The organism is Streptomyces fuscichromogenes, from assembly GCF_014645815.1.
Lineage (GTDB): Bacteria > Actinomycetota > Actinomycetes > Streptomycetales > Streptomycetaceae > Streptomyces > Streptomyces fuscichromogenes.
In genome coordinates this window covers 163,395-186,319 of record NZ_BMML01000005.1, presented here as the reverse complement: position 1 = coordinate 186,319, position 22,925 = coordinate 163,395, and the positions used below count along the sequence as shown (strand labels likewise).

The 22,925-nt window shown below is 70.5% G+C and carries 22 protein-coding genes and 1 tRNA gene; 9 read left to right on the top strand and 14 right to left on the bottom strand.

The window, feature by feature from the left end; translation table 11 throughout:
* Positions 1-9: 9 nt before the first annotated feature.
* The 5 genes from IEZ11_RS12735 to IEZ11_RS12715 form a co-directional block, all read right to left on the bottom strand.
* Entirely contained in the window at positions 10-897 is an 888-nt protein-coding gene (locus IEZ11_RS12735; RefSeq protein WP_189262803.1) for an HAD-IIB family hydrolase, read from the bottom strand.
* 101 nt (positions 898-998) lie between these two features.
* Positions 999-1,901, bottom strand: a complete 903-nt coding sequence (locus tag IEZ11_RS12730; RefSeq protein ID WP_189262802.1) for an LLM class flavin-dependent oxidoreductase — start codon at positions 1,899-1,901, stop codon at positions 999-1,001.
* A 118-nt stretch (positions 1,902-2,019) separates the two neighbouring features.
* Positions 2,020-2,595: an RNA 2'-phosphotransferase gene (locus IEZ11_RS12725; RefSeq protein WP_189262801.1), complete on the bottom strand. Its 576-nt coding sequence runs from the start codon at positions 2,593-2,595 to the stop codon at positions 2,020-2,022.
* Positions 2,596-3,218: 623 nt separating this feature from the next.
* On the bottom strand, positions 3,219-4,979 hold the full coding sequence (locus tag IEZ11_RS12720; protein WP_229712983.1) for an SDR family oxidoreductase: 1,761 nt from the start codon (positions 4,977-4,979) through the stop codon (positions 3,219-3,221).
* The gene (locus tag IEZ11_RS12715) at positions 4,976-5,854 is read right to left on the bottom strand and encodes a M24 family metallopeptidase (RefSeq protein ID WP_189262799.1); all 879 of its coding nucleotides are present in this window, start codon (positions 5,852-5,854) and stop codon (positions 4,976-4,978) included. Before IEZ11_RS12715 ends, IEZ11_RS12720 begins: the two co-directional genes overlap by 4 nt.
* Before the next feature lie 231 nt (positions 5,855-6,085).
* On the opposite strand from IEZ11_RS12715, the gene IEZ11_RS12710 reads away from it, so the two are divergent.
* The 6 genes from IEZ11_RS12710 to IEZ11_RS12685 all read left to right on the top strand — a co-directional run bounded on the left by IEZ11_RS12710 (position 6,086) and on the right by IEZ11_RS12685 (position 10,251).
* Positions 6,086-7,051, top strand: a complete 966-nt coding sequence (locus IEZ11_RS12710) for an ABC transporter ATP-binding protein (RefSeq protein WP_189263075.1) — start codon at positions 6,086-6,088, stop codon at positions 7,049-7,051.
* Positions 7,041-7,946 carry an ABC transporter permease subunit gene (locus IEZ11_RS12705; protein WP_189262798.1) on the top strand — a complete coding sequence of 302 codons (906 nt, stop codon included), beginning with the start codon at positions 7,041-7,043 and terminating at the stop codon, positions 7,944-7,946. The genes IEZ11_RS12710 and IEZ11_RS12705 overlap by 11 nt, the downstream gene beginning before the upstream one ends.
* Complete coding sequence (locus IEZ11_RS12700; RefSeq protein WP_189262797.1) at positions 7,943-8,854, top strand: ABC transporter ATP-binding protein; 912 nt, start codon at positions 7,943-7,945, stop codon at positions 8,852-8,854. Before IEZ11_RS12705 ends, IEZ11_RS12700 begins: the two co-directional genes overlap by 4 nt.
* A 10-nt stretch (positions 8,855-8,864) precedes the next feature.
* A complete protein-coding gene (locus IEZ11_RS12695) occupies positions 8,865-9,584 on the top strand; it encodes an ABC transporter permease subunit (protein ID WP_189262796.1) in 720 nt (239 codons plus the stop codon).
* Positions 9,585-9,663: 79 nt separating this feature from the next.
* Positions 9,664-9,882: an SGM_3592 family protein gene (locus tag IEZ11_RS12690; RefSeq protein WP_189262795.1), complete on the top strand. Its 219-nt coding sequence runs from the start codon at positions 9,664-9,666 to the stop codon at positions 9,880-9,882.
* A gap of 281 nt (positions 9,883-10,163) precedes the next feature.
* Positions 10,164-10,251, top strand: a tRNA-Ser gene (locus IEZ11_RS12685).
* A gap of 91 nt (positions 10,252-10,342) precedes the next feature.
* Here IEZ11_RS12685 and IEZ11_RS12680 read toward each other — a convergent pair.
* The 9 genes from IEZ11_RS12680 to IEZ11_RS12640 form a co-directional block, all read right to left on the bottom strand.
* Complete coding sequence (locus IEZ11_RS12680) at positions 10,343-11,140, bottom strand: HAD family hydrolase (protein WP_189262794.1); 798 nt, start codon at positions 11,138-11,140, stop codon at positions 10,343-10,345.
* Entirely contained in the window at positions 11,137-12,414 is a 1,278-nt protein-coding gene (gene serS, locus IEZ11_RS12675; protein ID WP_189262793.1) for a serine--tRNA ligase, read from the bottom strand. Before serS ends, IEZ11_RS12680 begins: the two co-directional genes overlap by 4 nt.
* Before the next feature lie 530 nt (positions 12,415-12,944).
* Complete coding sequence (pheA, locus tag IEZ11_RS12670; RefSeq protein WP_189262792.1) at positions 12,945-13,880, bottom strand: prephenate dehydratase; 936 nt, start codon at positions 13,878-13,880, stop codon at positions 12,945-12,947.
* Positions 13,881-14,046: 166 nt separating this feature from the next.
* Positions 14,047-15,327, bottom strand: a complete 1,281-nt coding sequence (efeB, locus tag IEZ11_RS12665; RefSeq protein WP_189262791.1) for an iron uptake transporter deferrochelatase/peroxidase subunit — start codon at positions 15,325-15,327, stop codon at positions 14,047-14,049.
* 8 nt (positions 15,328-15,335) lie between these two features.
* The gene (locus IEZ11_RS12660) at positions 15,336-17,345 is read right to left on the bottom strand and encodes a copper resistance CopC/CopD family protein (RefSeq protein ID WP_189262790.1); all 2,010 of its coding nucleotides are present in this window, start codon (positions 17,343-17,345) and stop codon (positions 15,336-15,338) included.
* Between the two features lie 14 nt (positions 17,346-17,359).
* Complete coding sequence (locus IEZ11_RS12655) at positions 17,360-17,848, bottom strand: copper chaperone PCu(A)C (protein WP_229712982.1); 489 nt, start codon at positions 17,846-17,848, stop codon at positions 17,360-17,362.
* Positions 17,845-18,498, bottom strand: coding sequence for an SCO family protein (locus IEZ11_RS12650; protein ID WP_189262789.1), 654 nt, complete (start codon positions 18,496-18,498; stop codon positions 17,845-17,847). Before IEZ11_RS12650 ends, IEZ11_RS12655 begins: the two co-directional genes overlap by 4 nt.
* Positions 18,499-18,606: 108 nt before the next feature.
* Entirely contained in the window at positions 18,607-19,365 is a 759-nt protein-coding gene (locus tag IEZ11_RS12645; RefSeq protein WP_189262788.1) for a YcnI family copper-binding membrane protein, read from the bottom strand.
* A gap of 193 nt (positions 19,366-19,558) precedes the next feature.
* A complete protein-coding gene (locus IEZ11_RS12640) occupies positions 19,559-20,446 on the bottom strand; it encodes a hypothetical protein (RefSeq protein ID WP_189262787.1) in 888 nt (295 codons plus the stop codon).
* A 369-nt stretch (positions 20,447-20,815) separates the two neighbouring features.
* Between IEZ11_RS12640 and IEZ11_RS12635 the strand changes: the two genes are divergently transcribed.
* The 3 genes from IEZ11_RS12635 (at position 20,816) to IEZ11_RS12625 (ending at position 22,923) form a co-directional block, all read left to right on the top strand.
* Positions 20,816-21,265 carry an ATP-binding protein gene (locus IEZ11_RS12635; RefSeq protein ID WP_089100542.1) on the top strand — a complete coding sequence of 150 codons (450 nt, stop codon included), beginning with the start codon at positions 20,816-20,818 and terminating at the stop codon, positions 21,263-21,265.
* A gap of 38 nt (positions 21,266-21,303) precedes the next feature.
* Complete coding sequence (locus IEZ11_RS12630; protein WP_189262786.1) at positions 21,304-21,879, top strand: GNAT family N-acetyltransferase; 576 nt, start codon at positions 21,304-21,306, stop codon at positions 21,877-21,879.
* A gap of 99 nt (positions 21,880-21,978) precedes the next feature.
* Positions 21,979-22,923, top strand: coding sequence for an intradiol ring-cleavage dioxygenase (locus IEZ11_RS12625; RefSeq protein WP_189262785.1), 945 nt, complete (start codon positions 21,979-21,981; stop codon positions 22,921-22,923).
* The last annotated feature ends 2 nt before the right edge of the window (positions 22,924-22,925 follow it).

The following is a 22,925-nucleotide window of genomic DNA, read 5'->3' as shown; positions in this document are numbered from 1 at the left end:
CGGGCGGCCTCAGGCGCGGGCGGCCAGCAGCTGCTCGATCACGACGGCCACCCCGTCCTCGTTGTTGGCGACCGTGCGGCCGGAGGCGGCGGCGACGGCGGCGGGGTGGGCGTTGCCCATGGCGTAGGACCGGCCGGCCCAGGTCAGCATCTCGACGTCGTTGGGCATGTCGCCGAAGGCCACGACCTCGTCCGGCGAGATACCGCGTTCGGCGCACTCCAGGGCGAGCGTGCTGGCCTTGGAGACGCCCGGACCGCTGATCTCCAGCAGCGCGCTGGGGCTGGACCGGGTGACGGTGGCGCGGTCGCCGACGGCCAGGCGGGCGACGGTGAGGAAGGCGTCGGGGTCGAGGTCGGGGTGGTAGGCGAGGATCTTGAGCACGGGCTCGCCGGCGCTCGGACCGTCGGCCGCGAGGATCTCCTCGGCGGGCAGCAGGCGGTCCGGTATCTCCATGTGCAGCTTGGGGTAGGCCGGCTCCTGGTGGAAGCCGTACGTCTGCTCGATGGCGTACACCGTGCCGGGTGCGGCCTCGCGCAGCAGGTGCACGGCGTCCAGCGCGTTCTCCCGGGCCAGGTCGCGGACCTTCACGAAGCGGTGGGCGCCGGGGCCGCCGTGCAGGTCGACCACGGCGGCGCCGTTGCCGCAGATCGCCAGACCGTGGCCGTGGACGTGGTCGCTGACGACGTCCATCCAGCGGGCCGGGCGGCCGGTGACGAAGAAGACCTCGACCCCTGCCTCCTCGGCGGCGGCCAGCGCGGCGACGGTCCTCGGGGAGACGGACTTGTCGTCGCGCAGCAGGGTGCCGTCGAGATCGGTGGCGATCAGCCGGGGCGGGGTCGCGAAGGCAGGGGTCTCGGGCTGTCGGGTCGCTGAGGTCACCGGGTCATTCTCGCGCATATGCCCGCACGGCCGTGCGAGCGGGCGCACAGATGAGACACAGACGACTCCGGAGCGCCGCCACCGCCGTCCTGTTCGGCCGTCCCGTGCGGCTGAGCGGTTCAGCCCAGCTGGGCCGGGGCCTCCATGGCGATGCGCTCGAAGACCTTCTCCTCGGTCGCGAACACCGAGTCGGGGACGGGCCAGTGGATCACCAGCTCGGTGAAGCCCAGCTCCTGGTACCGGCCGGCGAAGTCGACGAACGCGTCCAGGGACTCCAGCGGCCGGGAGCGGTCCGGGGTGAACCCCGTGAGCAGCACCTTGCCCAGTTCCGAGGCGTCCCGGCCGGTCGCCGCGCAGGTGTCGGCGAGCTTGCCCAGCTGTCCGCGCAGCGCCTCGAACGACTGCTCGGGCGTGCCCGTCTCGTAGAGCTTCGGGTCGCCGGTGGTCACCCATGCCTGGCCGTGCCGCGCGGCCAGCTTCAGCCCGCGCGGGCCGGTCGCTGCCACCGCGAAGGGCAGCCGGGGCCGCTGCACACAGCCCGGGATGTTGCGCGCCTCGCCGGCCGAGTAGAACTCGCCCTCGGACGTCACGGAGTCCTCGGTGAGCAGCCGGTCGAGCAGCGCCACGAACTCCGCGAACCGGTCGGCCCGCTCCCGTGGGGTCCACGGCTCCTGGCCCAGCGCGGTGGCGTCGAATCCGGTGCCGCCGGCGCCGATTCCGAGCGTCACCCGGCCGCCGGAGACGTCGTCGAGGGAGATCAGCTCCTTGGCGAGTGTCACCGGATGCCGGAAGTTCGGCGAGGTGACCAGCGTGCCCAGCCGGATCCGGTCGGTGACGGAGGCGGCGGCGGTCAGCGTCGGTACCGCCCCGAACCACGGGCCGTCCCGGAAGGTGCGCCAGGACAGGTGGTCGTACGTGTACGCGGTGTGGAAGCCCAGTTCCTCCGCGCGCGTCCAGGCGGAACGGCCGCCCTCGTGCCAGCGGCGGTGGGGGAGGATCACGGTGCTCAGACGCAGACTCATGGATCCGAGACTAAGGGGACCCACCGGCGACGCAGGAAACGGTCACCGTACGCGGCCGCCCGGCCACGGCGTGCGCGGGTTCATGGTGAGGCGCTCCTGGTACGGACGGTTGCCGGGGTCAGTGCGGATCGGGGAGGCGCAGGTAGCGCGGGGGCACGGCCTGGGTCAGCCACACGCCGTTCGCGCTGATGTGGAAGACGTGGCCGTCCCGGTGCATCGCGCCGGCGTCGACCGACAGCACGACGGGGCGCCCGCGCCGGGCGCCGACCCGTGCCGCGGTCTCGCGGTCGGCCGACAGGTGCACGTCGTGCCTGTTCATCGGCCTGAGGCCGTCGTTCCGGATCGCGTCCAGGTTCCGCGCGACGGTGCCGTGGTAGAGGTACGGCGGCGGGGTCGCCGGGGGCAGTCCGAGGTCGACGTCGATGCTGTGGCCCTGGCTGGCGCGGATCCGGGTGCCTTCGACGGCGAACCGCTGCTTGTCGTTGGCGGCGACGACGTGGTCCAGTTCCTCGCGGGTGACCAGGAAACCGTGCGCCGCCAGCGCCGCGAGCAGCGTGTCGATCTCCACCCAGCCCGCCTCGTCCAGGCTGAGCCCGATGCGTTCGGGCTGGTGGCGCAGGTGTTTCGAGAGGTACTTCGACACCTTCACGGTGCGCCGCTCGTCCTGTGCTCCTTCGCTGTGTCTTGCGTTCATGCCATCAGAGTGCCGGGCGAGACGCGGATCACGCAGATATTTTTCGCCGCAGGTTTGATCCACAACCAAGTGCGGTTATCCACAAGGAAATTGGCCGAGTTGTGGACAAGTACTGGGCATTTCACGGTGTTTCGTCAAGATCGTTAACAGGCCTGTGATGTGCGGCGAGGACCTCCAAGTGCCGTACCTGGAGCTGGTGTTCGGAGGGGATCACGATTGCGCTCCGCGGTGTGGCCGGGACCAACGGGGCGCCGTGCAGCACCGATCTCGTCCGTGGGAAGGGGCTCGGCGCGCGTTCGGTCCGGGGATTTCGCCCACTCCCCCGGATCGGACCTAGGGGCAGTGAACTCGGCTGACCAGGCCCGGACATGCTCGCTCCGGACCCGCAACTTCCCCAGGTGCCAGGAGATCCGGAGCGCGGAACGTCGGACGCCTGCAACTCGGCTGCCACGGACGGTTCTTGGAGACTCGGGGCGTGGAAGGGGTCAGGGACGTCGTCCACCGGTGCCGGTACGCCGAGTTGCGCGGCTTCCGGCTCGGCGCGGGACAGACGCGCCGGTTCCTCCTCGGTCCATGGAGTCGCGCGATCGGCCTTCGCACACCCGTAGTTGGAGCCGCGCCCCCTACAGCTTCGGCTCCACCCGCGCGATTCGCCGCAACGCCGCGGGCGCCAGCCGCGAAAGCCACCGCGCCCCCCTCGCCTCCGGCGTCACCGGGACCACCGCGCGGTTGTGTGCCACCGCCTCCAGGATCGCCGAAGCCACCTTCTCCGGCGGGTAGTTGCGCATGCCGTACAGCCGCGCCGAGCGCTCCCTGCGGCGCCGTTCCTCCGCCTCGTCGACCCCCGTGAAGCGGGCCGTCGACGTGATGTTGGTGTTGATGAGGCCGGGGCAGATCGCCGTCACCCCGATGCGCCGGGAGGCGAGTTCGGCGCGCAGGCACTCGGAGAGCATCAGGACCGCCGCCTTGGAGGTGCTGTAGGCCGGCAGCGCCCGGGAGGGCTGGTACGCGGCGGCCGAGGCGACGTTGACGATGTGGCCGCCCTGGTCGCGTTCCGCCATGCGGGCCCCGAAGAGGCGGCACCCGTGGATCACGCCCCAGAGGTTGACGTCCAGGACCCGCCGCCAGTCCTGCGTCGTCGTCGTGAAGAAGGAGCCCGACAGGCCGATGCCGGCGTTGTTGACCAGGACGTCCAGCACCCCGTACTCGCGGTGGACCTTCTCCGCGAGCTTCTCCATGGCCTGCTCGTCGGAGACGTCGGCGGTCTCCGCCCACGCGTCCGCCGCGCCGGCCAGCCGGGACAGCTCGGCCGTGCGCGCGGCGGCCTCCGCGTCCCGGTCCACCGCCACCACCCGTGCGCCCGCCTCCGCGAACGCGAACGCCGTCGCCCGCCCGATGCCGCTGCCCGCGCCGGTGACCAGGACCAACTGGCCCCCGAACCGCTGGGCGTGGCGGTCCGTGCGCGTCGGCCGCGGGTCCTGGCCGGCCTCGACGGACCGCACGAACTCCTCGATCCAGGACGCCACCTGGTCCGGCCGGGTGCGCGGGATCCAGTGCTTGTCGGGCAGGGTGCGGCGGGTGAGCCGGGGCACCCAGCGCTCCAGGTCGTCGTAGAGCCGCTCGGAGAGGAACGCGTCGCCCAGGGGCGTGATGAGCTGCACGGGCGCGTGCGCGTACGCGTCCTCGCGCGGGTGGCGCAGCCGGGCTCGTACGTTGTCGCGGTACAGCCAGGCGCCGTGTGCCGCGTCGGAGGGCAGGGAGGCGGTCGGGTAGTCCCCCGCGGGGAGCTTCTCGGCCCGTCGCAGGATTCCCGGCCAGGCCTTGCCGAGGGGGCCGCGCCAGGCCAGTTCGGGCAGGGCCGGGGTGTGCAGCAGGTACACGTACCAGGACTTGGCGCCCTGGCCGAGGAGCTGGCCCACCCGGCGGGGCGTCGGGCGCCGTACGCGCGTGTTGATCCAGTGTCCGAAGTGGTCCAGGGACGGCCCGGACATCGACGTGAAGGAGGCGATCCGGCCCTCGGTGCGCCCCACCGTGACGAACTCCCAGGACTGCACCGAGCCCCAGTCGTGGCCCACGAGGTGCACCGGGCGGTCCGGGCTCACCTCGTCGATCACCGCCAGGAAGTCGTCGGTGAGTTTCGCGAGGGTGAAGCCGCCGCGCAGGGGCTTCGGGGCGGTGGAGCGGCCGTGGCCGCGGACGTCGTACAGGACGACGTGGAAGCGGTCGGCCAGGCGGGCCGCGACCGCGGACCAGACCTCCTTGCTGTCCGGGTAGCCGTGGACGAGGACGACCGTCGGGGCGGCCGGGTCGCCCAGCTCCGCCACGCACAGGTCGACACCGCCCGTCCGCACCCGCCGCTCGCGCGCGCCTTCGATGTCCGTCACTTGTCCTCCGCCCAACGTCGCACTCCCCCACGCTCGAACGACCTCGCGCGGGGGGACCCCCATGGCAGATCGTCGTCCAGCCAGAAGGCGCTCTGCTCGGGGTCCCGGGAGTAGGTGACCACGAGGATCTCCTCGATCTCGGCGCCGGTACCCCGGAACCCGAGGTGCGGTCCGACCGCCCACAGGCCCGGCCGGGGCGGGTGGTCGCAGAAGCGGTACGGCGACCACAGGGGCGACCAGCCCTCGCGGTGACCGTGCAGGGCGTCGGCCGCGAGCCCCTTCAGGGACTGGACGCCGAACCCGAACAGGTGTGGTGACCAGCGATGCCGCTTCACCCGGTCCACCTTGTGGGCGATCACCCCGAAGGGGTACGCGCGATGCCGGTTGGCGTAGCCCTGGCGGACCATGAGGCGGTCCACGTCCTGGTAGATCTCGCGCAGTGGGCGCCGCTCGCGCACCTCGCGCAGGATCAGCTCCCGGTGCGCCTCCAGGTCGGCCGCCGGCCGCTCCTGCACGGGGTTGGGCCCGAGGGAGCCCGAGTAGCCGATGTAGGCCGTGCAGCCCTCGTACACCGGGGCCAGGTCGAGGATGAACGGCATGCCGGGGGCCGGCCTGCGGTCGGTCGGGAAGAACTGCAGCGGTATGCGGAAGTCCGTGAACGCGGTGCGGTCGCCGAACCAGGCGAAGGGGAGGTGGAACCAGTCCCGCACGCCTCGCGCACGCAGCCACTCGCGCTGCATCCGGGCCGCCTCGCGCTCGGTGATCCCCGGCTCCAGCCGGGCCGCGACCGCCTCCGCGCACTCGTACGCGAGTCGCTGCACCCGTCGGAAACCCTGGAGCTCCGCCGCGCGTTCTCCCTGCACTGCCGTCGTCACCCGATCCGCCCCGTCTCCGTCGACTGCGGTACGTGCCCGTAACTTGACACTGGTGAATGTGGCAGTTGTTAGAGTGAACGTCAATAGGCGAGATGGGGCCTGTGGATAACTCTGCGTAGCTCTCAAGCAGGGGATCCCCTAGGGCCCAGTAATACTCCAGAGTGACGCGAAGACTGCTCTCGGGTCTGACGACCCGCAGTGGTCCGCGTCACTACCTTCTATGACGTGACTGTGATCGCGACCGAAAGCCTGAGCAAGCGGTTCCCCCGGGTGACCGCGCTCGACCGGCTGTCCGTGGACATCGGACCCGGTGTGACCGGACTCGTCGGGGCCAACGGCGCCGGCAAGTCCACCCTGATCAAGATCCTGCTGGGTCTGTCCCCCGCGACCGAGGGCCGTGCCGAGGTGCTCGGCCTCGACGTCGCGACCAAGGGCGCCGCCATCCGCGAGCGCGTGGGCTACATGCCGGAACACGACTGCCTGCCGCCCGACGTCTCGGCCACCGAGTTCGTCGTGCACATGGCCCGGATGTCCGGCCTGCCGCCCACCGCCGCCCGCGAGCGCACCGCCGACACCCTGCGCCACGTCGGTCTCTACGAGGAGCGGTACCGCCCCATCGGCGGCTACTCGACCGGCATGAAGCAGCGCGTGAAGCTCGCCCAGGCCCTGGTGCACGACCCGCAGCTGGTCTTCCTCGACGAGCCGACCAACGGCCTCGACCCGGTCGGCCGCGACGAGATGCTCGGCCTGATCCGCCGCATCCACACCGACTTCGGCATCTCGGTCCTGGTCACCTCGCACCTGCTCGGCGAACTGGAACGCACCTGCGACCACGTGGTCGTCGTCGACGGCGGCAAGCTGCTGCGCTCCAGCTCCACCACGGACTTCACCCAGACCACGACCACCCTCGCGATCGAGGTCACCGACAGCGACGAGCACCCCGACGGCACCCGCGCGGTGCGCGACGCGCTCCACGCGCGCGGGGTGGAGACGGACAACGAGGGCGGCGGCCTGCCGGGCGCCGGACACATCCTGCTGCTCACCGCCCAGGGCGAGGAGACGTACGACCTCGTCCGTGACGTCGTCGCCGACCTCGGCCTCGGCCTGGTGCGCATGGAGCAGCGCCGGCACCACATCTCCGAGGTCTTCACCAGCAGCGACGAGCAGCGGAAGGAGGCGACCGTCCATGGCGGTTGAGCATCCCCCGGCCACCCCCGCGGGTGACCAGTCCCGGATCCACGACATCGGCTACCGCGGCTACGACGGCCCGCGCCTCGGCCGCGCCTACGCCCGCCGCTCCCTCTACTCGCAGACCCTGCGCGGCTCCTACGGCCTCGGCCGCTCGGTGAAGTCCAAGGTGCTGCCGATGCTGCTGTTCGCCGTGATCTGCGTGCCGGCGGCCATCATGGTCGCCGTCGCCGTCGCCACCAAGGCGCACGACCTGCCGGTGCCCTACACGCGCTACGCGATCATCATGCAGGCCGTCATCAGCCTGTACGTCGCCTCGCAGGCACCCCAGGCCGTCTCCCGCGACCTGCGCTTCAAGACCATCCCGCTGTACTTCTCGCGGCCCATCGAGACCGCCGACTACGTCCAGGCCAAGTTCGCCGCCCTGGCCTCGGCGTTGTTCGTCCTCACCGGCGCCCCGCTGGTCGTGCTGTACCTGGGTGCGCTGCTCGCCAAGATGGACTTCGGCCACCAGACCAAGGGGTTCGGCCAGGGACTGCTCTCGGCGGCCCTGCTGTCCCTCCTCTTCGCCGGCATCGGCCTGGTCATCGCGTCCGTCACACCGCGCCGCGGCTTCGGCATCGCCGCCGTGATCGCCGTACTGATCGTCTCCTACGGCGCGGTCTCCACCCTCCAGGCCATCGCCGACTCCCAGGGCAGCTCCGGCGCCGTCCCGTGGATCGGGCTGTTCTCGCCGGTCACCCTGATCGGCGGCCTGAGCTCCGGTCTCCTCGGCGGCACCAACACCTTCCCGGGCGACGGGCCCTCCCACACCCAGGGCGCGGTGTACCTGCTCGTCATCGTCGGCCTCGTCGCCGCCTGCTACGGCCTGCTGCTGCGCCGCTACAAGAAGGTGGGACTGTGACCACGCTCTCCATCGACCACGTCTCCCGCTGGTTCGGCAACGTGGTCGCCGTCAACGACGTCACCATGACCATCGGCCCCGGCGTCACCGGCCTCCTCGGCCCCAACGGCGCCGGAAAGTCCACCCTCATCAACATGATGGGCGGCTTCCTCGCCCCCTCCACCGGCACGGTCACCCTCGACGGACAGCCGACCTGGCGCAACGAGGCCATCTACAAGCACATCGGCATCGTCCCCGAGCGCGAGGCGATGTACGACTTCCTCACCGGCCGCGAGTTCGTCGTCGCCAACGCCGAACTGCACGGCCTCGGCGCCAAGGCCGCCCAGAAGGCGCTCGCCACGGTCGAGATGGAGTACGCGCAGGACCGCAAGATCTCGACGTACTCCAAGGGCATGCGCCAGCGCGTGAAGATGGCGTCCGCCCTGGTCCACGAGCCGTCCCTGCTCCTGCTCGACGAGCCCTTCAACGGCATGGACCCGCGCCAGCGGATGCAGCTCATGGAACTGCTGCGGCGCATGGGCGACGAGGGCCGCACGGTCCTCTTCTCCTCCCACATCCTCGAAGAGGTCGAGCAACTCGCCTGGCACATCGAGGTCGTGGTGGCCGGCCGGCACGCGGCCAGCGGCGACTTCCGCAAGATCCGCCGCCTGATGACCGACCGCCCGCACCGCTACCTGGTCCGCTCCAGCGACGACCGCGCCCTCGCGGCCGCCCTGATCGCCGACCCCTCCACCTCGGGCATCGAGGTCGACCTCGCCGAGGGCGCGCTGCGCATCCAGGCCGTCGACTTCGGCCGCTTCACCACCCTGCTGCCCAAGGTCGCCCGCGACCACGGCATCCGGCTGCTCACGGTCTCGCCGTCCGACGAGTCCCTCGAATCCGTGTTCTCGTATCTGGTCGCGGCGTAGGAGGCCGAAGATGTACGACCCCACAGTCGCCCGGCTCACCTACCGGGCCCTGCTCGGCCGTCGCCGGGCCCTCATCCTGGGCGCGCTGCCCCTGCTGCTGATCGTGATCTCCGTCGTCGTCCGCGGCCTCGCCGGCGCCGACGACCAGACCGCCTCCGACCTGCTCGGCGGCCTCGCCCTCGCGACCATGGTGCCGATCATCGGCGTCATCGCCGGCACTGGCGCGATCGGCCCGGAGATCGACGACGGTTCGGTGGTGTACCTGCTGTCCAAGCCGATCAAGCGGCCGACGATCATCCTCACCAAGCTGATCGTGGCGATCGCCGTGACGATGGTCTTCTCGGCCCTGCCGACCATGATCGCGGGCCTCATCCTGAACGGCAACGGCCAGCAGATCGCCGTCGCCTACACGGTCGCCGCGCTGGTCGCCTCCATCGCCTACGCCGCGCTCTTCCTGCTGCTCGGGACGGTGTCCCGGCACGCGGTGGTCTTCGGCCTCGTCTACGCCCTGGTCTGGGAGGCCCTGTTCGGCTCCCTGGTGCCGGGGGCGCGGACGCTGAGCGTCCAGCAGTGGTCCCTGGCGGTCGCCCACAAGGTGACCGGAGGCGACCTGGTCACCTCCGACGTGTCCCTGACGACGGGCACGGTGCTGCTGGTCGCGGTGACCGTCCTGGCCACCTGGTACGCCGGCCAGAAGCTGCGCTCGCTGACGCTGGCGGGCGAGGAGTAGACACCGGCTTTACTGACGAAGGCTTCACCTGGGTCCGGGCACACTGGGCAAAGGGGATGTTCCGTGGAGAGGAACGGGGATGGCCGAGGGTTTCCGGGACGCCGGCGCAGACTGGGACGGCGTGGTGCTGGACGAGGAGTTCATACGGTCCGCGGGGGCGGCGGAGCCTTCCGCGCGAGCGCGGATGCTGGCAGCTCGTTGGAAGGCCGAGAAACCCGAGCCGCAGCCGTGGCGGTCGGACGAGCCGCCGGCCGGGTGGTTCTTCAGCAAGGGCCGGCGTAAGTGGTGGCGCCGGTAGGCGGTTCTTCGGCTGCGGGCCGGTGGGGGCCGGTCGCGCAGTTCCACGCGCCCCTGACGGGGCGCGTGCAGCGGGCGCCGCTCAAATAATCGCTGGCGTCCAACTCGGCTCGAAGGCACAGTTGTTGTGTCAGCCCACCAGCTGGGAGAGGAGCCGGACGATGTCCAAGTACGACAGTACGTCCCGCTCCCGTCAGGGCAGCCTGCGGCGGATCGCCGGGTAGCTGCCCGGGGCGGCCGCTTCGAGCACGCGATGGTCGCTCTCGCGTGGGCCGCCCACCCGGAGGATTGGCCGAGTGGTAAGGCACCGGCTTGCTAAGCCGAGATCGGGTCTGGAAAGCCCGCGCACGTTCGATCCGTGCATCCTCCGCAGAACTTGTAAGCGTGCATGAGTCGTCCCACCCAAGGGGCGCGGGGAACTGCGCGACCAGCCCCCACGCACCCGCAGGCGACTGACGACCTCAGCCGAGCAGGCGCTCCAGCACCACCGCGATGCCGTCCTCCTCATTCGAAGACGTCACCTCGTCCGCCACCGCGCGAAGCTCCTCATGCGCGTTGGCCATGGCCACCCCGTACGAGGCCCACCCGAACATCGGCACATCGTTCGGCATGTCGCCGAAGGCGATCGTGTCGGCCGCCTTCAGCCCCAGTCGGCGCGCGGCCAGCGACAGACCCGTCGCCTTCGAGAGACCGAGCGGGAGCAGCTCCACGATCCCCGCGCCCGCCATGGCGACCGTCACGAAGCCCCCGGCCGCCTGCCGCGCCGCTTCCGCCAGCTCGTCGTCGGACAGCTCCGGGTGCTGTATGTAGATCTTGTTCAGCGGTGCCGCCCAGAGGTCGGACGCGTCCGTGAAGGGGGTCGACGGGAGATGGCCCGTCACCGCGTACCCCGGCCCCACCAGTACCTCGCCGTCGAGGCCGTCCCGGCTCGCCGCGAGGTGCAGCGGGCCGACCTCGGCCTCGATCTTCGCGAGGGCGACCCCGGCCAGCTGCCGGTCCAGCGTCACGGACGTCAGCAGGCGGTGCGCCCCGGCGTCGTACACCTGCGCCCCCTGGGCGCAGACGGCGAGGCCGTCGTAGCCGAGGTCGTCGAGGATGTGCCGGGTCCAGGGCGCCGCACGGCCGGTGACGACGATGTGCGCCGCGCCCGCCGCGGTGGCCGCGGCGAGCGCTTCACGGGTGCGCTGGGAGATCGACTCGTCGGAGCGCAGCAGCGTCCCGTCGAGGTCGGTGGCGATCAGCCCGTAGGAGAAGGTCACCGGGACACCGGCTCCAGGACCTCCCGGCCGCCCAGGTACGGGCGCAGCACCTCGGGCACGTACACCGAACCGTCGGCCTGCTGGTGGTTCTCCAGGATCGCCACGATCGTGCGCGGTACGGCGCACAGCGTGCCGTTGAGCGTGGCCAGCGGCTTGACCTGCTTGCCGTCGCGGACCCGGATCGAGAGCCGGCGGGACTGGAACTCGGTGCAGTCCGACGTCGACGTCAGCTCGCGGTACTTGCCCTGCGTCGGGATCCACGCCTCGCAGTCGAACTTGCGGGCGGCCGAGGCGCCGAGGTCACCGGTGGCGACGTCGATCACCCGGAACGGCAGCTCCAGCGAGGTCAGCCACTGCTTCTCCCAGGCCAGCAGACGCTGGTGCTCCGCCTCCGAGTCCTCGGGGGCGACATAGGAGAACATCTCCACCTTGTCGAACTGGTGGACCCGGAAGATGCCCTTGGTGTCCTTGCCGTGCGAGCCGGCCTCGCGGCGGAAGCAGGGCGAGAAACCGGCGTAACGGAGCGGGAGGCGCTCCGCGTCGATGATCTCGTCCATGTGGTACGCGGCGAGGGGCACCTCCGATGTGCCGACCAGGTAGAGGTCGTCCTTGTCGAGGTGGTAGACGTCCTGGGCCGCCTGGCCGAGGAAGCCGGTGCCGGCCATGGACTGGGGGCGGACCAGCGCCGGGGTCAGCATCGGCGTGAAGCCGGCCTCGGTGGCCTGCGCGATCGCCGCGTTGACGAGCGCCAGTTCAAGAAGGGCGCCGACGCCGGTCAGGAAGTAGAAGCGGGAGCCGGAGACCTTGGCGCCGCGCTCGACGTCGATCGCGCCGAGCAGCTGGCCGAGCTCCAGGTGGTCCTTGGGCTCGAAGCCCTCGGCGCCGAAGTCACGGATCGTGCCGTGCTCCTCAAGGGTGACGAAGTCCTCCTCGCCGCCGACGGGCACGTCGGGGTGGACGAGGTTGCCCAGCCTGAGCAGCAGCTCGTGGGCCTCGGCGTCGGCGGCGTCGCGCTCGGCGTCGGCGCTCTTGACGTCGGCCTTCAGCTGCTCGGCCTTCTTGAGCAGCTCGGCCTTCTCGTCGGCGGACGCCTTGGGGATGAGCTTGCCGAGCTGCTTCTGTTCGTTGCGCAGCTCGTCGAAGCGGACGCCGGAGGACCTGCGCCGCTCGTCGGCAGCGAGGAGGGAGTCGACGAGCGCGACGTCCTCTCCACGGGCGCGCTGGGACGCGCGCACACGGTCGGGGTCCTCACGGAGCAGGCGAAGGTCAATCACGGGGCCAAGGCTACCGGTGCGGGGTTGCCCCCCACGAATCACTATGGACATGTGTTCCGAATCGTGGCTTACGTTCCGTTATGGGGGAATTGTCGAGCTTGTCAATAAAAAGTGTCTCACTCCCCGAGACGGGGCACGTGCGCGGCCTGCGGTTGACCGGATTTCCTTGTGGAGAACGGGACTTGGCGGTGCGGTTGTCCACAGGAATCCGCACCCACGCCAGAGTTATCCACAGGCTGTGTGGATGGGGTGTGGACTCCGGAATTGATCACTCCGCAAGCGGCGCGTGAAGAGAGGAATTCCCGTTTCAAACCGGGACAACACCCCCTTTCGAGTGGAAAGGCATCGCCCCAAAAGATGAACCATGGGAAACGAGTGGACGAAGGGTGATGTGGGCGCGCAGGACCGCACCGATGGGCCGTAGGGCGATTTGTCGACAGAGTCAGGTGTCGCTGTCGACTTGTCCCCAGGTCGAGATGCTGGCCTGTGGATAACCTCTGTGGATAACGAAGATATGAGGGTGTGACTGGCTAGAAGCGGCCGTCCTGGCAGCGCGCCACCCAGTCCGAGGCGGCCACGAACTCCTCGTCCGACGTCCCCGGCCGGGTGGGCCCCACGGCTTCGCCCTGCCTGACGTCCGCCCGCGGGTAGGAGCCCAGGAACCGCACCTGGCGGCAGATCCGCTTCAGGCCCATCAGAGCCTCCGCCACCCGCCGGTCGGAGATGTGGCCCTCGGCGTCGATGCAGAAGCAGTAGTTGCCGATGCCGGCGCCGGTCGGCCGGGACTGGAGCAGCATGAGGTTGATGCCCCGGGTGGCGAACTCGCCGAGCAGGTCGCGCAGCCCGCCGGGGTGGTCGTCGTTCTGCCAGAGCACCACCGAGGTCTTGTCCGCTCCGGTGCGGGCGGCGGGCCGGGCCGGGCGGCCGACCAGGACGAACCGGGTCTGCGCGTTCTCCGCGTCGTGGATCCCGGTCTCCAGCGCTTCCAGGCCGTACCGCTCGGCCGCGAACTCACCGGCGAACGCGGCGTCGTAGCGGCCCTCCTGGACCAGGCGGGCGCCGTCCGCGTTCGAGGCGGCGGACTCCCAGAGGGCGTCCGGGAGGTGGGCCCGCAGCCAGTTGCGGACCTGCGGCTGGGCGACCGGATGGGCGGTCACCGTCTTGATCTCGGAGAGCTTGGTGCCGGGGCGGACCAGCAGCGCGAAGGTGATCGACAGCAGTACCTCGCGGTAGATCATCAGCGGCTCGCCCGCGACCAGCTCGTCGAGGGTCGTGGTGACCCCGCCCTCGACGGAGTTCTCGATCGGCACGAACGCGGCCTCGGCCTCGCCGTTGCGTACGGCGTCCAGCGCGGACTGCACGGAGACGTACGGGATCAGCTCCCGGGTGGCGGTCTCCGGAAGGGTGCGCAGGGCGACTTCGGTGAAGGTGCCTTCGGGACCGAGATACGCATAGCTCGCTGGCATGTCCCTCACCCTAATGGGCGCAGGGGGACACGGCTCGCCTGTCTCGTCGGATCCACTCGACCGGGTGGTTTGAAAACCGGAAACGCACCAATAGTGATCAGAAACCACTGTGGTAACCGGACACCGACCGAGCACCGGTCGGACACCGACCGCGTACACCCGGGAATCAGCCCTCCAGGAGCCGCTGCCCCACGTACTCCCCGGTGGCCGCGCCGCCCGGCACCGCGAACAGGCCGCTCGCCTCGTGCCGGATGTACTGCGACAGCGCGTCCCCGCGGTCCAGCTTCCGCTGCAGCGGCACGAACCCGCGCAGTGGATCCGCCTGCCAGCAGACGAAGAGCAGCCCCGCGTCCGGCGTCCCGTCCGCGTCGATGCCGTCGTGGTACGAGAACGGGCGCCGCAGAATGGCCGCGCCCCCGTTCTGGTCGGGCCGGGTGATCCGGGCATGGGCGTTGACCGGGACGACGTACTCCCCGTCCGCCCTGGCCTTCTCCAGGTCCATCGCGGTCGTCTCGGTGCCCCCGGAGAGCGGCGCCCCGTTCGACTTCTTCCGCCCGATCACGTTCTCCTGGGCCGTGAGCGACAGCTTCTCCCAGTCGTCGAGGAGCATGCGGATCCGGCGTACGACAGCGTAGGAGCCGTTCGCCATCCACGCCGGGTTGCTCGAACCGTTCGCCGGCACGAAGATCCGCTGGTCGAAGTCGGACTCCGTCGGCTTGGGATTGCGGGTGCCGTCCAGCTGGCCCATGAGGTTGCGGGCCGTCATGGGGTGGGCGGTGGCGCCCGGGGTGCGATTGAAGCCGTTCATCTGCCAGCGGACCTTCGCCGCGCCGCCCGCGTCCTTCTGGATCGCGCGCAGGGCGTGGAAGGCGACCAGGGCGTCGTCGGCGCCGATCTGCACCCACAGGTCGCCGTTGCTGCGGGTCCTGTCGAGGTGGTCGGAGGAGAAGTCGGGGAGCGGGTCCAGGGCGGACGGCCGCTGCTTCTCCAGGCCGGTACGGCCGAAGAAGCTGTTGCCGAAGCCGAAGGTGACCGTCAGCGAGGCAGGACCCGCGTCCCGGGCCACGTCCGTGTCGTCCTGCGTCATCGGCTCGCCCGCCATCAGCCGCGCCGCCGTCGTCGACCAGCGGCGCAGCAGCGCGGCGGCCTCGGTACGGCCCGCGCCCGCCGCCAGGTCGAAGGCGACGAGATGGCCGCGCGCCTGGAGGCCCTCGGTGATGCCTGGTTGATGTTTCCCGTGAAACATCGCGCGGTCGGAGCCCACCGAGCTGAGCGCGGTGGCCTGGGCGGGGGCGGCCGCGTAGCCGACGCCCGCGCCCGCCGCGCCGAGCACGAGCCCGGTGGCCCCGGCGGTGCCGAGCAGCGTGCGGCGGCTCACGCTTCCGGCCGGGGGAGCCTCGGCGGCTGCGGCGCGGGCCTCGGTGACGGACTGGGACTGTTCGGGCATGGTGCGGTTCAGCCGATCTGCGCGTTCTTGGAGACGGTCACCTGGTCGATGTCGGAGGTCCGCACGGTGACGGAGACCTGCCAGTCGCCGGCCATGGGGATCTGTACGCCGTTCGCGGCCCAGTGCCCGGTGGTGACGTGGTCGGGGGCCACCGGAAGCGGTCCGATCTTCTTGGCGGCGAGGGTGAAGGCGACCTTCACCTCGGGGATGTCGAAGGCCCGGCCGTTGGGACGCTGGACGTAGACGTGCATCTCGTTGCTGCCCACGGTCGCGGGGTCGAGGTCGACGCGGACGACGCCCTTGCCGTCCTTGCCGCCGGTGTCGAAGGACATGTCGAGGGTCAGCGCGCCCGAGGACGAGTTCGACGTCGAGGAGGACGAGGAGGAGGAAGACGAGGTGGCGGCCTTCGCGTCCTGTTCGGTACGGCCGGGCTCGGTCTGCGTCAGCACGGTCGTGACCGCGAGCAGGACGACGGCGACCCCGGTCTCGGCGAGCACCGAGCGGCGCAGGCCGAAGCGGTGCGGGTCGGCGTCCCGGAGGCGCTTCTGCCGGGCGGTGTCCATGGCGGTCTGCTGCCGGGCGAGTTGGGCGGCGCGCTCGGGGGTGTCGTCGGGGGCGATGTCGCCGGAGGTGCCGGAGGTGCCGGAGACGCCGGTGCCGGACTCGCCGGACCTGGCTGCCGTGGCTGCCTTGGCAGACGCCTCCTTCGTGCCGGCGGACGCCTTGACCGTCTCCTTCTCCTCCGCCGCCTCGACCTCTGCTTCCGGCTCCGCCTCCGTCACCGCCGCGGCCGTGAGCCGCCCCGTCCACCGTCGCGAGATGGACGCGATGCCGACGAGCAGTGCCACGAGCGCGATCTTGACCAGCAGCAGCTCGCCGTACGTCGTCTCGGTGAACGCCGACCAGGAGCCGAGCTGGCGCCAGGACTGGTAGATGCCGGTGCCGACCAGGGCGAGCACCGACCCGAAGGCGACCCGGGAGAAGCGGTGCACGGCGGTGGCGTCGACCGGGATGCCGGCGGGCGCCCGGTACAGCGCGACCAGCAGGGCGGTCAGGCCGCCGAGCCAGGCGGCGACGGCGAGCAGGTGGATGATGTCGACCGGCATCGCGATGCCGGGCTGGAGTCCGGTGGAGGCGTGTTCGGCCATGGCCCAGCTCGCCGCGAGCCCGGCGGCCACCACGATCCCGCCGACGGCCAGCCCGAAGGTGAGGTCGCGCTTCTCGTCGGGGTCCTCCCTCTTGTCGTACGCCCCGAACAGGACGGCGATGAAGAGGGCGCCCGCGGCGAGCAGCAGCAGCCTGGAGACCAGGGCCGCGCCGGGCTTGGTCTGGAGGACCTGGCCGAGCAGGTTCAGGTCGAAGATGTCACCGACACTGCCGGAGGTCGTGTAGGAGCCGCGCAGGAGCAGCAGAAAGAGGGTGGCGGCGGTGAGCGTCAGCCAGCCGCCCACGACCAGGCGCTGCATGGCCCGCACGCCCGAGCCGCGCTGCCAGCAGCCGAGGACGAAGGCGGCACCGCCGACGAGCACGATGTACCCGGCGTACGACATGTACCGCCCGAAGCCGTAGAGCCAGCCGACGACCCCGCCGCCGACGTCCTGGTCCGGGACGGAGGCGACGGTCTTGGAGGGCGTGCCCACGGAGAAGGTGAAGGCGCCGCCGACGGGGTGGCTGTCGGCCGAGACGACCTGGTAGGCGACGGTGTACGTGCCCTTGCCGAGCCCGCTCTTGAGCTGCACGGCGTAGGTCGTGCCGCTCAGGTTGGTCGGCTTGCGCAGGTCGACGCGCTTGCCCTTGGGGTCGAGGACCCGCAGGGAGTCGTCGTTCATCGACACGTTCTCGGAGAACGTGAGCGAGACCTGGTCGGGCGCCTTGGGGACCACCACCCCCTGGGAGGGGTCGCTGCCGGTCAGCGCGGCATGCGCGGAGGCCGGCCCGGCGCCGGTCAGCAGCGCGCCGGTGACGGCGAGGAACAGCAGCACCAGGGTGCGCAGGCGGGGGGTGATGGTCCGCGTCAAGGTCGGTCCCTCCCTCAGTGTCCGGTCGACGGGTTGTACGTGGCGGACTTCACCGGCATCTCGACGGTGAGCGGACCGGATTCGGCGAACTTGAGTTTCAAGGTGATCGTGTCGCCCTGATCCGGGCGGCGCTTCAGCTTCTCGAACATCAGATGGTTGCCACCGCTTTTGAACACGAGTTGACCGTGTGCGGGCACCTCGAAGGAGCTGACCTCCTCCATCGCCCCGCCGTCGGTCCTGTGCATGGTGATGTCACCGGCGGAGTCGCTGGTGACGGAGGTCAGCTCGTCCTTCGTGCCGCCCCTGTTGGTGATCGTCAGGAATCCGGCGGCCATGTCGGCCGAGACCGGCCGGGGCATGTAGGAGGCGCCGACGGACAACTCGGCTCGCGAGGAGCCCGCGGAGCCCGAGGAACCGCCGGAGCCCGAGGAGCCGCAGCCCGCGAGGGTCAGCGCCCCCGTGATCGCTATCCCCGTCAGGGCGAGGCACTTTCCCGGCTTCACGGGTTCTCTCCCTTGATCAGCTTGGGGAGGTCCTTGGTGTAGTCGTCGACGGTGGCGTCCTCGTCGTAGAGGACGTACCCGCCGTCGGTCTTCGGCGAGAACGCGATGACCTGGGTGCCGTGCACGGAGACGACCTTGCCGGTCTTCTTGTCCTTGTGGGTCGGCTCGATGGAGATGCCGAGGGTCCGGGCGCCGGCCTGGATGGTGGCGAAGTCGCCGGTCAGCCCGACGAAGGCGGGGTCGATGCCCTTGAGCCACTTGCCGAGCTCGGACGGGGTGTCGCGGGCCGGGTCGGTGGTGACGAACACGACCCGCAGTTTCGCCTGGTCGGCCTTGGACAGCGACTTCTTGGCGACCGCGAGGTTGTTCATGGTCAGCGGGCAGACGTCGGGGCAGTGCGTGTAGCCGAAGTAGATGAGCGTCGGCCGGCCCTTGGTCTCCGCGCGCAGGTCGTACTTCTTGCCCTGGGTGTCGGTGAGCACCAGGTCCGGCTTCTCGAACGGTGTGTCGAGGATGGTCGCGGGCTTGTTCGAGGTGTCCTCGCCGACCACGGTGACGGGTGACTTGGCGTCGTCGCCGCTGCCACAGGCGGAGAGGGTCAGGGTGGCGGCGGCGAGCAGCGCGGCCGCGGCGAACGTCTTCTTACGCATACGAAAATGTCCCAGATGTGAGAGATCCGGCGCGCACCGGGGTCGTACGACGGTCGTGGGAGTACGACAGCCTCGCACGACCCCCTGTGCGCGGGGCGGACGCGGAACTCAGGCCTCGGTTCCGGTGGCGGACCGGCGGCGGCCGGCGAGGGTGCCGTAGGCGACCCCGGCCGCGCCGACGACGATGCCGACGACGCCGAGGACCCGGGCGGTGGTGTCACTGCCGCCGGTGGAGCCGGAGTCGTCGGACGCGGTGGTCTCGGTCTTCGCCGAGGTCTCCTCGGCCGTGGTGGTGTCGGTGCCCGTGGCGGATCCGTGGTGGTCACCGGTGGCGGCGGACAGCGCGAGGACGGGGGCCGGGTTCTCCGGCTCGTCCTGGCCCTTCTGCTGGACCTCGATCCAGCGGACGACCTCCTTGTTCGAGTACGTCTGGACCGCCTTGAAGACCAGTTCGTCGGTGTTCTCGGGCAGGGCGCCCACGGAGAGCGGGAACTTCTGGAAGTAGCCGGGCTCGATGCCCTTGCCGCCGGAGGCGGTCCAGGTGACCTTCGTGACCGCCTGGTCGATCTTCTCGCCGTGCATCTCCAGCGGCTGGGCCAGCTTGGCCTTGGTGATCTCGATCTTCCAGCCGGCCATCGGCTGCGCCATCACGGAGGCCAGCGGGTGGTCGGTGGGGAAGTTGACCTCGACCTTGGTGGTCGAGGCGTCGTCGCGCTCGTTGGGGACCTTGAAGTCGATGACCGCGTAACCGCCCTTGGCGGCGGTGCCCTCGGGTTCCACGCTGACATGCGCGAACGCGGGCGAGGAGACGGCCAGTACGGCGGTACCCGTGACGGCGGCGACGGCGGCGATACGAGAGGCCTTCATGGCGGAAGCCTTCATGGCAGGGAGCACTCCACTCCGAGTGAGTTCTGTCGTTGAGGGGGCGCGTGGGAAGCCGGGAGCCGAGAGCCGGAAGCGGTCATGCGGCCGTTCGGAAAGCGCACGCGCGCGTGCCGCACGACGGCGGCCGGCCCCTCCGGTCCGGGCGGACCCCGGGGAGTGCTCCGGTCGCGTCGTGTCAGGCGGCGAGAACGAGTACGGCGGCGGCCATCGGCGGCCCGCGCCGGATCACGGAGTGCTGGAGCGCGACGGTGCGCGGTGCGGGCGGGACGTCCCAGGCGCCGCTACGGCCAGGCACGGGCGCCTCGGGCACGGTCACGAGCCCGGCGCACAGGGCACCCGCCAGCGCGAGCGCCCCGCGCAGGGAACGGACGAGCGCCCCCTCGGCGACCCCGTGCGCCGAATCGGTCGACAGCTGGATCAGCCGCAGCAGCGCCAGGTCGCCCCGGCGCAGCAGCCACCCGGCGACGACGGCCGCGAGGACGTGCCCGAGCAGCATGGGCACGGTGGGTAGCAGCGAGCCGAGGGACGCGGTGGCGTCCGTGGCGTGGGCCGCCCCGCTCGTGCCGGTGGCCGGGACGGAGGCGCCGAGATGCGCGTCCACGAGGATCTTGTACGCGTGGGCGGGGCTGATCTGCGCCGCCCCGGCCCCGCACACCAGCCGCGCGGCCCGCTCCACCAGCGAGGCATCGGCCACGGACGCCGACGACACGGACGACACGGACGACATGGATGCCATCGAGGACATGGACGACATCGACATCGAGCCGCCGGACATCATCGAGCCGCCGTGCTGACCGAGCCCGAACAGCGTGTGGAGCACGGCCTGGAGCACCGCGAGCAGTGCCACGATCCCCGGCAGCGAGCGGGCCCGGCCGGTCAGCGGGGCGACGAGTGCCAGGGTGCCCAGGAAGCCCGCGCCGAGCGTCCACAGCGGAACGGTCGCGCAGGAGGCCAGGGTGTGCCCTGCCGCGGCCAGCACGACACAGAGCGCGGCGAACACCGCGGCCCGCAGGAGCCGCAGTCCGCTTCCGGTGCGCGCCGCGCGTGGATGGGGGGCAGTCATGGCGCGCTCATCATCGCACTGGACCCGTACCCGCCTGACGTCAGGTCCGGAAGATTCCGTTACGTCCGAAGCAGGCGGAAGGCCGGTCGCAGGCGCCCCGGAAGGCCGACCGGAGGCGCCCCGGACGGCCGGCCGGAGGCGCCCCGGAAGGCCGGTCGGAGGAGTCCCGGATGGCCGACGGGACATATACGGACGGTGATCGAGGGGAAGAACCGAAAGATCATTTTTGTGCCGAACCACCCGCTCATACACCGAAACCTCCCCCCGCGCATCCCCCGGATGGGCGTTCTCACATGAACGGAGTGCTTACACCCGCGCACGGGTGGCAATAGGTATCGGTATGTCGAGCCGCGGCCAGGAGGCTGGAGCATGAGCATCTGGTGGTCACTCCATCTGCGGCGTGAGGCCGCGAGCGTGCCGCTCGCCCGCCGTCTGCTGATCGGCACGATGGAGACGGCGGGTGTCGACCCGGACATCTCCTACGACCTCTCCGTCGCCCTCAGCGAGGCCTGCGCGAACGCCGTCGAGCACGGCGGGGCCGGCCGTACCTCGGAGGCGTACCGGGTCACCGCATACCTGGACGGCGAGAAGTGCCGTATCGAGGTGGCCGATTCGGGGCCGGGGCTCGGTCCGGGCTTCGCCCGCACCCAGGACCTCAGACCCGCGCGTCCCGACGCCGAGCATGGCAGGGGCCTCTGTCTCATCAGAGAGCTCGCGGATCATGTCCACATCGGCAACAAACCGGGCCGCGGCGGCACCGTGGTCAGCTTCGACAAGATCCTCAAGTGGAAGAAAGATCCTTCCCTGCTTTCGGCATGACTCTCGCACCCGCATAACACCCGCGCTAGGGTGCGCGCATGATTCTCAGAAAGATCAAAGAAAGCCTGCTCCTGCCCGGTGTGATATTGCGTCCCATTGCCGTCGGCGACGCGAAAGAGCTGTGCTCCGCATACGTCGGCAACCGACGGCATCTCGAACCCTGGGAACCGGTCAGACCCGAGTCCTTCTTCACCGTCGAGGGCCAGACTGAGCGCATCGAAGGCCTGCTCGGGCAGGCTGTCGACGGCCTCGTGGCCCCCTTGCTCATGGAGTCGGAAGAGGACCGCCGGATCGTCGGGGCGATCACTCTTTCCGGAATTTCGCTGGGCCCTTTCTGCAGTTCCTACGTCGGCTATTGGGTGGCCGGTGATCAGCAGGGCCGCGGGCTGGCCACCGCCGCTCTGGAGAGGGTCTGCGAGATCGCCCGGGATGTCTTGGGACTTCACCGGATCGAGGCGTCCACCCTGATCGAGAACACGACGTCCCAACGCGTGCTGAAGAAATGCGGGTTCGAGACGATCGGCGATGCGCCGCAGTATCTGCACATCAATGGAGAATGGCGGGACAGCCGGCTGTTCCAGCGGATCCTGCACGATCACGCGCCGGCCCTGTGAGCAGCGGCTTCCCGGCCGGTTCAGCTTCCTGGGCGTTCACAGGCCGTTGCCAGCTCCCGCCCATGCCCCTGACAAACGACGTTCCTAGCTTCATCGGCCATGACGGGAAACCACAAAAACACGTCGATCACCCGCCGCCGAGCCCTCGCGGTCTCCGGCGGCACGGTGGCGGCCGGCGGCCTCGCGGTCGCCGGCTTCCAGTCGGCCTTCGCCGACACGACCGACACCGGTACGGACGCGGATGCCACGGCCTCCGCGAGTTCCACCAGCAGTGAGTGCATGACGCTGATGAGCAGCGTCACGGAAGGGCCGTACTACCTCGATGGTGCCTTGGTGCGCAAGGACATCACCGAGGGCAAGGCGGGCGTTCCGCTGACCCTGCGCCTGACCGTCGTGGACGCCACCGACGGCTGCACCCCGGTCAAGGGCGCGGCGGTCGAGATCTGGCACTGCGACGCCTGGGGCTACTACTCCGGCTACACCACCGCCAACCCCGGCGGCTCCGCCCCCGCGGAGAGCGAGGAGGGGGACTCCGCCAACGACAACACGTACCTGCGCGGCTACCAGATCGCCAACGCCAACGGGGTCGTCAAGTTCGAGACGATCTTCCCGGGCTGGTACACCCCGCGCACCTGCCACATCCATGTGAAGGTGCACACGGGCGGCGAGAAGGAGGACGGCACCTACGAGGGCGGCAAGGTCAACTACACCGGCCAGCTGTTCTTCGCCGACGACATCGCCGAGGAGATCTTCACCCTCGACCCCTACGCGAAGCACACCGGCAGCTACACCACGCTCGCCAACGACATGGTGTACGACGGCGGTGGCGCCTCCAGCGGGCTGCTGACGCTGAAGGCCGTGCACAAGAAGGACCCCTCGAAGGGCTACAAGGGCTCCCTGACCCTGGGCGTCGACCCGGACGCCGAGAACACGGGCGCCGGCAGCGGCGGCGGAGGTACCCCGCCGAGCGACGCCCCGACGGGCACCCCGCCGAGCGACGCTCCCAGCGACAGCGCCTCCCCTTCGGCCTCCGCCTCCTCATAAGG